Source organism: Microbacterium sp. 18062 (genome assembly GCF_902706225.1).
Classification (GTDB): Bacteria; Actinomycetota; Actinomycetes; order Actinomycetales; family Microbacteriaceae; genus Microbacterium.
Map to the genome: position 1 here is coordinate 32845 of NZ_CACSKB010000011.1, position 14097 is coordinate 46941.

A 14097-nucleotide genomic window follows, 5' to 3' on the forward strand; every position below is an offset into this window, starting at 1 on the left:
GAACCGGATGTCCGACGCCACCGGCGAATCAGCGCCGCTTCCCGGGAGCACCGACGGTGCTCCCGCATCGGCACGCCCGGAGGAGACGCCGGACGTCGGGCGAACGCCCTCTCACATCCGTGCGGCCCGCAGCGAGTTCGAGCTGCAGGTCGCGCATGCCCGGGCGGAGTTCGAGGAGGCCAACGCACGCATCAAGCAGCGCACGGGCCGCGATCTGATCCTGGCGATCGTGATCGGGCTCGCGATCGGCGCCGTCGTCTTCGCCTCGCTCGTCTTCGCCAAGTGGCCGTTCGCGATCCTCGGTGTGGCGGTCGCGCTCCTCGGCGTCTTCGAGTTCGTGCGGGCGCTGCAGGCGTCCGGCCGACGTGTCGACATCGCCCCGCAGCTCATCGGCGGCGCCTTCGTGCTGCTGTCGGCGGTGTTCTTCGATGTCTGGCTGCACTGGGTGGCGTTGTTCGTTGCGGTGGCCTTCGTCATCGTGTGCCGGCTCATCGGGCAGATGGCGGCCAGGGACGGGCGCGTCTACGCCGCGGTCGTCGACGACGTGCTCGTGGCCGGGTTCATCCAGCTGTACGTCCCCTTCCTCGCGAGCCTCGCGCTGATCCTCCTCCGACAGGAGAACGGCGAATGGTGGGTGCTCTCCTTCCTGATCGTCGCGATCGCCGCCGACACCGGTGCCTACGTCACGGGGCTCACGCTCGGCAGGCATCCGATGGCCCCCCGGATCAGCCCGAAGAAGACGTGGGAGGGCTTCGCCGGCGCGGCCGTCGCCTCCGCCCTCGCCGGCGTCCTGCTCGCCTGGCTCCTGCTGGGGCTCCCGTGGTGGACCGGGATCGTCCTGGGCGTCGTCATCCTCATCACCGCCACGGTGGGCGATCTCGGCGAGTCGATGGTCAAACGCGACCTGGGGATCAAGGACATGAGCTCCTGGCTTCCCGGACACGGCGGCGTGCTGGACCGTCTGGACTCGATCCTGCCGTCCGCGGTCGCGGCTCTCGCCCTGTACTACCTGCTCACCCCTCTGGCGGTCTCATGACGATCCCCGACCAGGACGCCGCTCTCACCCGTGCAGACACGCGGAACGCGGACGTCGAGCAGACGCGCGACGCCTTTCCCCGAGCGCGGGGCCGCGCGAAGGGGTACAGCGCCGTCGACGTCGATGCGTTCCTCGACCGCGCCCGCGCCTCTTTCGAGGGCGAGCCCTCCGAAGCCGAGGCGGTCACCGCGGCGGCGGTGCGCAATGCGTCGTTCGCGCTGGTGCGCGGCGGCTATGCCGTGGTCGCGGTCGATGCGGCTCTCGGCCGTGTCGAGGACGCCTTCGCCGCTCAGGAACGCGCTCAGGCCATCGCCCGGCTGGGCGCACGGTCGTGGGTGGAGCAGCAGCGGGCCGAGGCGCAGGTGATCCTCGATCGCCTCTCGCGTCCACGCCGTCACCGATTCGACCGCGTCTCCGCGTTTCGCTACGGGTATCGGATCGAGGAGGTCGACCTCGTCGCCGACAAGATCGCCGGATACCTCGCCGACGGCACGGGCGTGTCGGTCGAGCAGGTGCGCTCCGTGGCGTTCCGGATGCAGCGCGGCGGGTACCGCGAGACGCAGGTCGATGCGCTGCTGGATGCCGTGATCGAGATCATGCTCGCGGTCGGCTGATCGCGGTTCGGATGGCGTACTCAGCGCAGCGTCGTTAGAATCGGGGACATTGTGACTTCTGGCGATGAACTCCGCACCCCCGCATCCGCCGCCGTGACGCGCCGATCGGCCGGGACGGCGGTGCGTCGGGGCGCCGCCGGGGCGAGGACCCCGGGGCCGCGCTGGTCGCGTCGGCGAGGAGTGGTGGGCACGTTCGCCGGGCTCGCGGCGATCGGTTTCGCCGCGGCCTATGTCGGCCCGGCCGGACTCGTGCTCGCCGAGCCGGCGTCGGCGCAGACCCCGCCGACGACCGTGTACGCGACCATCCTCGGCGATGCGCAGTCGTTCACCGCGAGCGGCGCGTCGGACGGCGGCGCCATCGATTTCGCCCGCGACAGCTATTCGGCCTACAAGACCCCGGAGCCCGAGCCGGAACCGGTCGCCGAGCCCGCGTCGTCGTCGAGCGGCTCGAGCGGCTCCTGGAGCCCTCCGTTCGTCTCGCCCGACCCGGGCAGCGCGCAGGCCATCGCCTACGACATGGTGCTGGCCCGCGGCTGGGGCGACGATCAGTTCGCCTGCCTCGTGGCGTTGTGGAACCGCGAGTCCGGATGGCGGGTGAACGCGTACAACGCCGGCAGCGGCGCGTACGGCATCCCGCAGTCGCTGCCGGGCAACAAGATGGCCAGCGCCGGCGAGGACTGGGCGACGAACCCCGCGACGCAGATCACCTGGGGCCTCGGCTACATCAGCGGACGCTACGGGAGCCCGTGCGGCGCGTGGGACCACTCGAACTCCGTCGGCTGGTACTGATCTGTGCCGAGGTCTCGTCGACGGCCGCAGCATCGGCGCGCCCAGGATTCGTTCGACCGCCTGCTCGCGGGCTGGAGACGCACCGAGTCCCGTCGCGGCGTCGAGTGGAACGTGCAGCCCGTCTCGGCCGCTCAGGCGGTGAAGGTGTACTCGTGCCCCGGATGCGGCGGACAGGTCGCCGAAGGGACCGCGCACCTCGTCGTGTGGCGAGCCGACGGCGTGCTCGGCGATGCGGCGGACCTCGCCGCCCGGCGGCATTGGCATTCGTCCTGCTGGAAGGTGCACTGACATGGAGATCCGCGGAGCGGTTCAGCTTCCCGCACGGCGCGAGGACATCGAGCTGCGCACTCTCGACGGGCTCACGCTCGTCGGTGAGCTGGCGACCCCCGAGAACGCCGAGCCCGTCGCGACGCTCGTGACGCTGCATCCGCTGCCCACCCACGGCGGCTTCATGGACTCGCACATCCTCCGGAAGGCCGCGGCGCGCCTGCCCGCGCTCGCGGATCTGGCCGTGCTGCGGTTCAACACCCGCGGGACGTCGTCGCCGCGGGGAACGAGCGAAGGGGCTTTCGACGGCGGGGGGCTCGAGCGCCACGACGTCGCCGCTGCCATGCAGTTCGTTCGCGACCGCGGTCTGCCGCATCCGTGGCTCGTCGGCTGGTCGTTCGGCACCGAGCTGGCGTTGAAGCACGGACGTGAGCACGACGTCGACGGGCTGCTGCTGCTCTCGCCGCCGCTGCACCGCACGACGGCCGGCGAGCTGGCGGCGTGGGCGGGGGATCGCCGCCGTCTGACCGCGCTCATCCCCGAGTTCGACGACTACCTCCGCCCCGACGAGGCGCGCGAGCGGTTCGCCGCTGTTCCCGAGGCGACGCTCATCGCGGTCGAGGGCGGCAAGCACCTCTGGGTGGGCGAGACGCAGACGCGCCGGGTGCTGAGCGAGATCGTCGCCGCCGTCAACCCCGCTGCGCTTCCGCTGCCCGACGAGTGGGACGACTCCCGCGGTTAGCGCGATTCGCGGGGAACACTCGAGCGCATCGACATTCTGATCGCGGACGTGCTCCGCGACGAACCGGCTCGTCCATGACGTCGTTCTCCACGCTCGCGAACACCACCGGCAGCGGAGGATGTCCGTTCCCGCCTAGCGTTCGTTCTGACGCGGGATCACGACCTGGCGGTACAGGATCAGGATGCTGGCCGCCACCGGGATCGCGACGAGCGCGCCGAGCAGGCCCAGCAGCGACCCGCCGGCGAGGGCGGCGATCACGACGACCGCACCCGGCACCGACACGGCGCGGTTCATGATGCGCGGCGAGATCAGGTACGCCTCGAGCTGCATGTACACGAGGTAGTAGATCGCCGCCACGAGCGCCGTCATCGGGGAGCCGAGGCCGGGGATCAGACACGTGAGCACGATGATCGCGGCGCCGGTGAGCGTGCCCACGAGCGGGATCAGCGAGAAGAAGAACGCGATGACGGCCAGCACTGCGGGGAACGGCGCCTGGATGATCGTCAGAAGGATCGCGCTCAGCACGCCGTTCGTGACGCCGAGGGCGACCTGGCCCATGACGTAGTACCCGACCGAGTCGGTGATCTGCTCCGACAGGTCGATGAAGCGGGGGCGCTTCGATGCGGGTACGAGGCTGTAGACGGCGGACTTCAGGCTCGGCGTGGACGCCGTGAAGTAGATGGTCAGGATGAGCACGATGAACGCGCCCGTCAGGCCGCTGAAGAACGCGATGCCCACGTTGATCACACTGCCGGTGATGTCGCCCCAGTTCGACAGCAGCCAGTCCTGGAAGTTCGAGATCGTGTCGTCGATCGCCGTGACCTGGATGGCGGGGAAGATCGAGTGGATCCACTCCTTGATGTCGTCGAGCGACGTGCTGTTGAGGAACGTCGTGATCGCCTGGACGAGCTGGCTGACCTGGCTCACGATGATCGGGATCACCATCCAGACGATCCCGGCGAACACCGCGAGCACCGCGAGCACCGTGATGAGCACCGCCGCCCAGCGTCTGAGCTTGCGCCGCTCGAGCCACGCCACGACCGGCTCGAGGCCCAGCGAGAGGAAGAGCGCCGTGCCGATGTAGAGCAGGATCGTCGACAGCGTCTGCACGCTGCCGATCAGCAGCAGGCCGAGGCCGACGCCGAGCGTGCCGATGAAGGCGACGCGGAAGGGGTTGTGCACCTTCACGGGTAACTCCTCGCTGACGGGGGACGTATGCGTCAGACTACGTCCCCCGAGGGGGAAGGGCGCGGGGGACACCCCTCTCGCACAACACCCAGCCGCTCTCGGCTAGGCTGGAACGTCGGATCGAGCCGCCGTCAGGCGTCGGGAGGATAGTTTCGTGCGTTTCGTCTGGGCCGTCGCAGCCTTCGTGCTCGCCGCCGTACTGATCGGTGCGGGCATCGCCCAGCGCACCGTCTTCCATGGACCGTCGACCCAGTCCGCCGAGATCGCGCTGACGGAGGACACTCCGTACACGCTGGTCGACGGTGCGGTCCTCAACACGCTGCCCGGGACGCAGACGCTCGAGGTCTCCGGCACCGACGGCGTGTTCGTCGCCTATGGACGCACCGCCGACATGACCGCGTGGCTCTCCGACCAGGAGTACACCGCGGTCGCCGCCGGCGAAGAGGGGGAGATCCTCTCGTCGGTCGTGGAGCCGGTGCCGGATGCGGCCGAGGCCGTCGATCCCGAGACCGCGGAGGCCGACGTCGAGGCCGCGGAGACCGATGCCGAGGCCGACGCGCAGGCGAGCCGCAACCCGGCCGGTTCCGATCTGTGGCTCGCGGAGTTCGCCGACGACACGGCCGTGGTCGCGTCCCTGCAGCTGCCCGCCACGATGAGCGTGCTCGTGGCCGCCGACGGCACGGCGCCCGCGCCGGCCGAGATCTCCGTGACCTGGGACATCTCGCAGACCACGCCCTGGGCGGGTCCGCTGATCGTGCTGGGCGGGCTGGTGCTCCTCGGCGGCGTCGTCCTCTATGTCCTCGCCATCCGGCAGGCGCGGCGGTCCCGTGGTCCCCGCCGCAAGGCTCCGCCGCCCCTGCCCGAGACCCAGCCCATCGACGTGTCCGTGACGGGGGCCGACAAGGGAGTGATCGCCGCCGGTCCCGCCACGCGGCGCTCCCTCGGGCGGCGCAAGGCGCTCGCGGCGCTCCCCGCGCTGCTCGGTGTGACCGTGGCGGTCGCGGGCTGCTCGCCAGACGCCTGGCCGGACTTCGGACCGACGCCGACCAGCAGCCCGACCGCGACCGTCCTCGACTCGGCCCAGCAGCAGACCCCCGCGGTCACCGAGGCGCAGGCGGAGCAGATCCTCGCTCGCATCGCGGAGACCGTCGCGCAGGCCGACGAGGCCATGGACACCGAGCTTGCGGGCACCCGGCTGTCCGGTGCCGCACTCGCCGAGCGCGCCACGAACTACACGCTCCGCTCGAGCATCGCCGACTACGCGGCGCTGCCCGCCATCCCGTCGGGGCCTGCGCAGATCATCCTCCCGCAGGCCTACGACGCCTGGCCGCGCACCGTGATGGCGGTCGTGCAGAACGAGGCATCGGACGCCACGACCTCCACCATCATGATGATGACGCAGGACGACCCGTGGGCCGCCTACACGTTGTCCTACATCGGCAACCTCGGCGGATCCACCGAGATGCCCGATCTCGCGCCGGCGTACATCGGTGCGGCGCAGGTGCCGCCGGACTCGTCCTTCCTGGTGCTCGCCCCCGACGAGCTGGCGGCGGCGTATGCGGACGTTCTCACGCGCGGCGCGGAGAGCTCGTTCGCGGACCTGTTCGACGAGGAGTCCGACCGGTTCAGCGAGAGCGTCGCCGCCGACCGCCAGGAGCGGCTGGACGCCTTCAACACGACGGCGACCGACACCGGGACGCTCGAGTTCGGCGCGACGCCCGGTGCCGATGCGCCGCTGGCGCTCGCGACCCTGGAGAGCGGGGCGATCGTCGCGGTGACCGTCGACGAATCCGACACCGTGACGCCTGCCAACGAGGACGTCGTGATCAAGTTCGACGGCAACCCGACCGTCGAGGCGCTCACCGGGGTGGCCGAGTCCCAGACGGGCGTGTCCACCACGTTTGCCGACCAGCTCTTCTTCTACGTGCCCGCGCAGGGATCGACGGAGAAGATCCGTCTGCTGGGCTACTCCTCCAACATCCTCGAAGCGAAGGTTCTGTGATGACCGATCCTGCTCCCGGCGCCGTGCTGCGCGGCGCCGTCGACCTGTCCGCCCTGCGCAACCGCGCGCCGGCTCCCGCCGCAGGCGACACGCCGGCCGCTGCCGGAGCCCCCGGTGCCTCGCCGTCGCTCGTGTTCGACGTGACGGACGACTCGTTCCCGCAGGTGCTCGAGCTCTCGCGCACCGTCCCGGTGGTCATCGACCTCTGGGCGGAGTGGTGCGGTCCCTGCAAGCAGCTGAGCCCGGTGCTGGAAAAGGTCGTCACGGAGCTCGGCGGGCGGGTGGTGCTCGGAAAGGTCGACGTCGATGCGAACCCGCAGCTCAGCCAGGCGTTCCGCGCGCAGTCGATCCCGATGGTGGTCGCGCTCGTCGCGGGCCAGCCCGTCCCGCTGTTCACTGGCGCCGTGCCGGAGCAGCAGGTGCGCGAGGTGTTCGCGCAGCTGCTGCAGCTCGCTGCGCAGAACGGCGTGACCGGGACCGTCCCCGCCCCGGCCGGGGAGGACGGGATCGAGTCCGAGGAGCCCGCGGAGCCTGCCCTTCCGCCGCTGCACGCGGAGGCGTACGACGCGATCGAGGCCGGAGACTACGCCCGTGCGGAGGCGGCGTACCGGCGCGCCCTCACGGAGGACCCGCGCGACGCCGACGCCAAGGCCGGTCTCGGGCAGGTGTCGCTGCTGCAGCGCGTGCAGGGCCTCGACCTGCACGAGGCCCGCGCGGCGGCGGCCGCGGCTCCCCGCGATGTCGACGCGCAGTTCGCGGTCGCAGACCTCGACGTCTCGGGCGGCCACGTGGAGGACGCCTTCGACCGTCTTCTCGACCTCTTCGCCCTGCTGCCCGACGACGAGCGCGCGCAGGTGCGGGAACGGCTGCTCGAGCTCTTCGGACTCGTCGGCGACGCCGATCCGCGCGTCATCCGCGCGCGCGGCAGACTCGCGTCGCTGCTTTTCTGAGCCCGCCGCGCCGCCGGCGCGGGCCGGGGCGTCAGCGGGCGTGCCGAAGCCAGAGCGCGCCGAGCGGCGGGAGGGTCACGCGGGCCCGGCCCGCGGCATCCGTGTGGACCGCGCCGAGGTTGCCCACGCCGGATCCGCCGTACGCCGCGGCGTCCGAGTTGAGGATCTCGTCCCAACGCCCGGCGGCGGGCAGGTCGAGCTCGAGATCGCCGATCGACACCCCGGAGAAGTTGCACAGCACCACGACGGCATCGCCTTCGTCGTCGCGGCGGACGAAGGCGGACACGTTGGGGTCCCAGGCGGGACCGCCGATCCGCGCGAACGCGTCGGCCTCGTGGTCGCGGGTCCACAGCGCCGGCTGCTCGCGGTACACGCGGTTCAGCGCGGCGACGAAGTCCTGCAGCTCCCGGTGCGAGGGCTGGTCGAGCAGCCACCAGTCGAGGCTCCTGCCCTCGGACCACTCCGAGATCTGGCCCAACTCCTGACCCATGAACAGCAGCTGCTTGCCCGGGTGCCCCCACATGTACGACAGGTACAGCCGCATGCCCGCCAGCTTCTGCCAGTGGTCGCCCGGCATCCGGGCGAAGAGGCTGCCCTTGCCGTGCACGACCTCGTCGTGGCTGATCGGCAGGATGTAGTTCTCGCTGAAGGCGTAGACGAAGGAGAACGACAGCTCGCCCTCGTGGTGCGCGCGGTACATCGGGTCGCGCGAGATGTAGACGAGCGAGTCGTTCATCCAGCCCATGTTCCACTTGAAGCCGAACCCGAGCCCGCCGGCGCTCGTCGGGGCCGTCACCCCGGGGAAGCTCGTGGACTCCTCGGCGATCATGGCGACGCCGGGGAAGGTCTTGTAGACGGTGGCGTTCGTCTCCTGCAGGAACCGGATGGCCTCGAGGTTCTCGCGTCCGCCGTGGACGTTCGGCTCCCACTCGCCCTGCTCGCGGGAGTAGTCGAGGTACAGCATCGACGCGACGGCGTCGACGCGCAGGCCGTCCACGTGGAACTCCTCGAACCAGTAGAGCGCGTTCGCGACCAGGAAGTTACGCACCTCGTTGCGGCCGTAGTCGAAGATGAGAGTGCCCCAGTCGCGGTGCTCGCCGCGGCGGGGATCCGGGTGCTCGTAGAGGGGCTGTCCGTCGAACCGGGCGAGCGCGAAGGCGTCCTTCGGGAAGTGGCCGGGCACCCAGTCCATGATCACGCCGATGCCGGCACCGTGCAGCCGGTCGATCAGGTGGCGCAGGTCGTCCGGGTTGCCGAACCTGCTCGTCGGCGCGTAGTAGCCGGTGACCTGGTACCCCCACGATCCGCCGAAGGGGTGCTCGGCGAGCGGCAGGAACTCCACGTGCGTGAAACCCTGCGCGGTGAGGTACTCGACCAGCGGCTCCGCCGCCTCGCGGTAGCCGAGACCGGGTCGCCACGACCCGAGATGCAGCTCGTAGACCGACATCGGCTTCGTCACCGGCTGCGACCGGGCGCGCTCGGCGATCCAGGCGTCGTCCTGCCAGACATACTCCGACACGGTCACGACGGACGCGGTCGCCGGCGGCACCTCGGCGAGCCGAGCCATGGGATCGGCCTTGAGGATCCAGCCCTCGTGCCCGGTGAGGATCTCGTACTTGTAGACCGTGCCTTCGCCGATGCCGGGCACGAACAGCTCCCAGACGCCGCTCGCGCCCATCGAGCGCATCGCGTGCCCCTGTCCGTCCCAGCCGTTGAAGCCGCCGACCACGCGGACGGCCCGGGCGTCCGGGGCCCACACGGTGAACGACGTGCCCGCGCAGCCGCCGTGCCGGCGCGCATGCGCGCCGAGGACGCGCCAGAGCTGCTCGTGACGCCCCTCCCGGATGAGATGCAGGTCGAGCTCACCGAGCGTCGGCGCGAACCGGTACGGATCGTCCGCCACGTGCGCGGTGCCCTCCGCATAGGTCGCGACGAGCTGGTACGGCGCGTGGTCGCCGTCGACCGCGCCCTCCCAGATGCCGTTGCGCTCGTGCACGAGGGGCGCGCGCCGACCGTCGCCGAACACCGCCGTCACGCTCTCGGCGAGCGGACGTCGCGCCCGCACGACCCAGGTCGACGCCGAGGTGCCTCGGTGCAGGCCCAGGACGTCGTGGGGGGAGTGGTACGAGCCGGTGGCGACGGTGTCGAGGACGGACGGGGCGACGGAGCTCATGCGAGGCCCTTCACGTGGAGGATGTGGACGGGCTCGGCGAAAGCGTCGAGGCGGACGAAGTCGTGGTCCGTCCACGTCCAGCTCTGACCGGTGACGAGGTCCTCGACGGCGAAGGGCGCACCCGGCTCGACCCCCCAGACGCGGGTGTCGAGATGCACGGTCGTCTCGCGCACCGAGTGCGGGTCGACGTTGGCGACCACGATGACGGTGTCGCTCACGCCCTCGGGGGAGAGCGCGGCGTCGAGGTGCTTCGCGTAGACGAGCACGGCGTCGTCGTCGCTCCAGTGGATGGTGAGGTTGCGTAGCTGCCGGAGGGCCGGATGGGTGCGACGGATCTCGTTCAGGCGGCGCAGGTACGGCGCCAGGGAGTCCCCGTTCGCCTCGGCGGCCGCCCAGTCGCGGATCTTGTACTCGTACTTCTCGTTGTCGATGTTCTCTTCGCTGCCGGGGCGTGCGACGTTCTCGTACAGCTCGTAGCCCGCGTACACCCCATACGTGGGCGCGGCGGTCGCGGCGATCGCGGCGCGGATCCTGTACGCCGGGCGTCCGCCGAACTGGAGGTACTCGGTGAGGATGTCGGGCGTGTTGACGAAGAGGTTCGGGCGGAGGAAATCGGCCGTCGAGTGAGCGATCTCCGAGAGGAACTCCTCGAGCTCCGCCTTGTTGTTGCGCCAGGTGAAGTAGGTGTAGCTCTGCTGGAAGCCGGCCTGCGCGAGGGCCTGCATGGGCGCGGGACGGGTGAAGGCCTCCGCGAGGAAGACGACGTCGGGAGACTCGTCGGTGACGGTGCGGATCAGCCATTCCCAGAACTGGAGGGGCTTGGTGTGCGGGTTGTCGACGCGGAAGACGCGCACGCCCTGCGCGATCCAGTGCCGGACGATCCGCAGGACCTCGGCGCGGATGCCGTCGGGGTCGTTGTCGAAGTTGACCGGGTAGATGTCCTGGTACTTCTTCGGCGGGTTCTCGGCGAACGCGATCGTGCCGTCCGGGAGGGTCGTGAACCATTCTGGGTGCTCGGCGACCCACGGGTGATCCGGCGACGCCTGGAGGGCGAGGTCGAGGGCGACCTCGACACCGACCGCCTCGGCGGCGGCGACGAAGGCCCGGAAGTCCGCGAGCGTGCCGAGATCCGGATGGACGGTGTCGTGTCCGCCGTCCGCCCCACCGATGGCCCAGGGCGAACCGGGGTCGTCGGGACCCGCGACGAGAGAGTTGTCGGGTCCCTTGCGGTTCGTGCGTCCGATCGGATGGATCGGCGGCAGGTAGAGCACGTCGAAGCCCATGGCTGCGACCTCGGGCAGGCGCGCGGCCGCGGTGCGGAACGTTCCGCTGACGATCGTGCCGTCGTCGCCCCGGGTCGCGCCCTCCGAGCGGGGGAAGAACTCGTACCAGGCGCCGACTCCGGCGCGCTCGCGCTCCACGAGGATCTCCTGGGCGTCGCCCACGGTCGTGAGGCTCACGACCGGGCGGTCCCGGAAGAAGCCGCCCAGCACCTCGTCGCCGACGATCGCGAGCGCGGCGAGGTCGTCGAGTCCGGGGTCGCGCAACTCCCGGGCGCGCTCGTGCAGGACGCGGCGCTCGGCCGCGGGACGGTCCTTCTCCGCTTCTGCGCGCTCGAACAGCGCGGCACCGATCTCGCGCATCACGGCGACATCCACTCCCGCGGCGATCTTCAGCTCCGCGGCGTGACGCCAGGTCGCGTAGTCGTCGCCGTGGGCCTCGAATCGGAAACGCCACACACCCCGGTCGAGCAGCCCCACCTGCGTCGTCCAGTGGTCGAGCCCGTTCTCGGCGGGGGAGAGACGGTGCAGCGACTCGCCGCCGTCGGGCGCGATGAGCCGGAGGTGCACTCCGATCCGATCGTGGCCCTCCCGGAATGCGGTGACCCGGAAGGGCACGATCTCCCCGGCGAACGCACTCGGACGGAACGCCGAGTGCAACGCGGACGGGCGCGGGTCGGCGAGGGGGATCCGACCGGTGACGGTGTCCCGGCCGGCGTCGTCGTCCGCTGCGGGGCGGAGGGGGATGGCGGACGCGCTGCGCCACGCCGGTGTGATCGGAGAGCGGGTCTGTGTGGCCACGACTCGAACCTATCGCGCGGCCCTCGCAGTCGGGAGCGGTTGACAGGCGTCACGGCGCGTCGGCGACGCCATCCGCTCACCGTCCGGAACGACTCGGGAGTCCCTCCGCACGGAACAGGCGCATCGAGGTCGGGGGCATCGGCACGATGTCGCCGGGCGCCAGCACGGGCTCGTCGGACGAGGGCATGTCGTCGGCGCTCGACCAGAGCGACACGAACCGACTCACCCCCTCGACCTGCGGCAGGGTGACGTCGATCGGCGCCTCGTTGCCGTGCACGATCAGCAGGATGCGGTTGAAGTCCTCGGTCTCGGGGGTGGATGCGGCGACGTACTGCAAGGTGCGATGGGCGGGGTTCGTCCACCGGTCGCTCGACATCGTCTCACCCTGCTCGTCGTACCAGTCCATGACGGAGGCGGACGGGGTCTCCATGCCCAGGCGCGCGAACCGTCGGGGCCGCAGCGCCGGGTTCTCGCGTCGCAGCCGGAGCAGTCGCTGCACGTGCGCGAACAGGTCCCGCTGCCAGGGGGCGTGCTGCCAGCTCAGCCAGGTGAGGTCGGAGTCGTGGCAGTACGCGTTGTTGTTGCCGCGCTGCGATCGTCCGAACTCGTCGCCGGCCGTGATCATCGGCACTCCCGCGGACAGCAGCAGGGTGCCCATCAGGTTGCGCATGGCCTTCCGCCGCGTCGCCAGGATGCGCTCGTCGTCGGTGGGCCCCTCGGTGCCGTGGTTGAACGAGCGGTTCGTGTCGGTGCCGTCGCGTCCCTGCTCGCCGTTGCCCAGGTTGTGCTTCACGTCGTACGACACGAGGTCCCGCAGGGTGAACCCGTCGTGCGCGGTCACGAAGTTCACGCTCGCGAGGGGCCCGCGCTCCTCGCTGAAGGTGTTCGACGACCCCGCGAGGCGCGTCGCGAAGCCGCCGACTCCCACCGGCGCCGCCGAGGCCCGCCGCGCGTAGTCGACGTCGGAGAGCCAGAAGTTGCGGACCCGGTCGCGGTAGCGGTCGTTCCACTCCAGCCAGCCGTCGCCGAAGTTCCCGGTCTGCCACCCGCCCATCCCCACGTCCCACGGCTCGGCGATCTTCTTCGTGTCGGCCAGCAGGGGGTCCTCGACGATGGCTCGCAGCAGCGGATGGTCCGGGGTGAAGATGTGCTCCCGGTCGCGCCCGAGGGTGGCCGCCAGGTCGAAGCGGAACCCGTCGACCTGGACGTCCTCGGCCCAGTAGCGCAGCGAGTCGAGCACGAGGCGCGCAGCCGCATCCGTCGACGTGTCGAGCGAGTTGCCGCAGCCGGTGACGTCGATGTAGGTGCCGTCGGCCTGCTGGCGGTAGTACGCCCGGTTGTCGAGACCGCGCAGACTCGTGCGGGGCCCGCCGATGCCCTCTTCGGCGGTGTGGTTGTACACGACGTCGAGGACGACCTCGAGGCCAGCCTCGTGGAGGAGCTTCACCATGCCCTTCACCTCCCGGAGCACCGCCTGCGGTCCCTCCCGGCGGGCGCCCTCGGTGGCGTAGTCCGGATGGGGGGTGAAGAAGTTCAGCGTGTTGTACCCCCAGTAGTTGCCGAGGCCCAGCTGGAGCAGGCGCGGCTCGGAGGCGAAGATCTGGATCGGCAGCAGCTCGATCGTGGTGATCCCGAGGCTCAGGAAGTGCTCGATCATCGCCGGGTGGGCCAGCCCGGCATAGGTTCCGTGCAGGTGCGCGGGCACCCCGGGGTGACGCTTCGAGAGACCCTTCACGTGGCCCTCGTAGAGCACCGTGCGGTCGAGGGGGATGCGCGGCTTGGGGACGCCGCCCCAGTCGAAGTCGGACTCGACCACCGCGGAGCGCCAGTCCCCGAACCCTCCGCTGACGATGCCGCGGGAGTACGGCTCGATCAGGAGCGTGTGCGGGTTGAACATGCTGCCCACCGTCGAGGGACCCGAGACGCGCACGGCGTATCGCGTCCCCGGCCGGAGCAGCTCGGTGTCCAGCTGCCACACGCCGTGCGCGCGGCGCTCGAGAGGCGCCGAAGCGATGATCCAGTCGAGGTCGCCCTCGTCGAAGACGACGAGCTCCATCGCCTCGGCGTCGCGCGACCAGACGCGCAGGGTGCCGCCGCCGTCGTAGAGACGTACGCCGAGGTCGTCGAGCTCGGGTGCGAGCAGCCCCGGGGCGGCGATCACGGTGTCGGAGGTCGGGTTCGGGCTGACCATGCCGACTACCCTAGCCAGCCGGTGAGTCCGGCCGGTTACGGGGCCCGGGCGCCCGGCGCGTGCG

The 14097-nt window shown here is 70.8% G+C and carries 11 protein-coding genes; 7 read left to right on the forward strand and 4 right to left on the reverse strand.

Annotation, left to right across the window (positions count from 1 at the left end):
- The first annotated feature begins 7 nt into the window (after window positions 1-7).
- From GVL03_RS06015 to GVL03_RS06035, 5 genes are read left to right on the forward strand one after another with little or no spacing between them, the layout of a single operon-like run.
- Window positions 8-1036 (forward strand): phosphatidate cytidylyltransferase, encoded by a 1029-nt coding sequence (locus GVL03_RS06015; protein WP_159500088.1) that lies wholly within the window; start codon window positions 8-10, stop codon window positions 1034-1036.
- Window positions 1033-1650 carry a DivIVA domain-containing protein gene (locus GVL03_RS06020; protein WP_159500089.1) on the forward strand — a complete coding sequence of 206 codons (618 nt, stop codon included), beginning with the start codon at window positions 1033-1035 and terminating at the stop codon, window positions 1648-1650. The genes GVL03_RS06015 and GVL03_RS06020 overlap by 4 nt, the downstream gene beginning before the upstream one ends.
- Window positions 1651-1701: 51 nt before the next feature.
- Window positions 1702-2439 carry a lytic transglycosylase domain-containing protein gene (locus tag GVL03_RS06025; RefSeq protein ID WP_235038038.1) on the forward strand — a complete coding sequence of 246 codons (738 nt, stop codon included), beginning with the start codon at window positions 1702-1704 and terminating at the stop codon, window positions 2437-2439.
- Window positions 2440-2442: 3 nt separating this feature from the next.
- The gene (locus tag GVL03_RS06030; protein WP_159500090.1) at window positions 2443-2727 is read left to right on the forward strand and encodes a hypothetical protein; all 285 of its coding nucleotides are present in this window, start codon (window positions 2443-2445) and stop codon (window positions 2725-2727) included.
- Window position 2728: 1 nt separating this feature from the next.
- A complete protein-coding gene (locus GVL03_RS06035; RefSeq protein WP_159500091.1) occupies window positions 2729-3448 on the forward strand; it encodes an alpha/beta hydrolase in 720 nt (239 codons plus the stop codon).
- A gap of 132 nt (window positions 3449-3580) precedes the next feature.
- Here the strand turns inward: GVL03_RS06035 and GVL03_RS06040 are convergent, their stop codons facing one another.
- Window positions 3581-4636 (reverse strand): AI-2E family transporter, encoded by a 1056-nt coding sequence (locus GVL03_RS06040; protein ID WP_159500092.1) that lies wholly within the window; start codon window positions 4634-4636, stop codon window positions 3581-3583.
- Window positions 4637-4790: 154 nt separating this feature from the next.
- Here GVL03_RS06040 and GVL03_RS06045 point away from each other — a divergent pair, with 154 nt between their 5' ends.
- Together GVL03_RS06045 and GVL03_RS06050 are read left to right on the forward strand one after the other, a co-directional pair.
- The gene (locus GVL03_RS06045; RefSeq protein WP_159500093.1) at window positions 4791-6638 is read left to right on the forward strand and encodes a glycosyl transferase; all 1848 of its coding nucleotides are present in this window, start codon (window positions 4791-4793) and stop codon (window positions 6636-6638) included.
- Window positions 6638-7588: a tetratricopeptide repeat protein gene (locus GVL03_RS06050; protein ID WP_159500094.1), complete on the forward strand. Its 951-nt coding sequence runs from the start codon at window positions 6638-6640 to the stop codon at window positions 7586-7588. The genes GVL03_RS06045 and GVL03_RS06050 overlap by 1 nt, the downstream gene beginning before the upstream one ends.
- A gap of 31 nt (window positions 7589-7619) precedes the next feature.
- On the opposite strand, the gene glgB is transcribed toward GVL03_RS06050, so the two are convergent.
- From glgB to glgX, 3 genes are all read right to left on the reverse strand, one after another.
- A complete protein-coding gene (gene glgB / locus GVL03_RS06055; protein WP_159500095.1) occupies window positions 7620-9761 on the reverse strand; it encodes a 1,4-alpha-glucan branching protein GlgB in 2142 nt (713 codons plus the stop codon).
- Window positions 9758-11842: an alpha-1,4-glucan--maltose-1-phosphate maltosyltransferase gene (locus GVL03_RS06060; RefSeq protein ID WP_159500096.1), complete on the reverse strand. Its 2085-nt coding sequence runs from the start codon at window positions 11840-11842 to the stop codon at window positions 9758-9760. Before GVL03_RS06060 ends, glgB begins: the two co-directional genes overlap by 4 nt.
- Window positions 11843-11918: 76 nt before the next feature.
- Window positions 11919-14033 carry a glycogen debranching protein GlgX gene (gene glgX, locus GVL03_RS06065; RefSeq protein ID WP_159500097.1) on the reverse strand — a complete coding sequence of 705 codons (2115 nt, stop codon included), beginning with the start codon at window positions 14031-14033 and terminating at the stop codon, window positions 11919-11921.
- Window positions 14034-14097: the final 64 nt, after the last annotated feature.

Bases quoted from the DNA above. Each gene is read 5' to 3' on its own strand.
- GVL03_RS06015 (WP_159500088.1), top strand. From the start codon at position 8: ATGTCCGACGCCACCGGCGAATCAGCGCCGCTTCCCGGGAGCACCGAC.
- GVL03_RS06020 (WP_159500089.1), top strand. From the start codon at position 1,033: ATGACGATCCCCGACCAGGACGCCGCTCTCACCCGTGCAGACACGCGG.
- GVL03_RS06035 (WP_159500091.1), top strand. From the start codon at position 2,729: ATGGAGATCCGCGGAGCGGTTCAGCTTCCCGCACGGCGCGAGGACATC.
- GVL03_RS06050 (WP_159500094.1), top strand. From the start codon at position 6,638: ATGACCGATCCTGCTCCCGGCGCCGTGCTGCGCGGCGCCGTCGACCTG.
- glgB (WP_159500095.1), bottom strand. From the start codon at position 9,761: ATGAGCTCCGTCGCCCCGTCCGTCCTCGACACCGTCGCCACCGGCTCG.
- glgX (WP_159500097.1), bottom strand. From the start codon at position 14,033: ATGGTCAGCCCGAACCCGACCTCCGACACCGTGATCGCCGCCCCGGGG.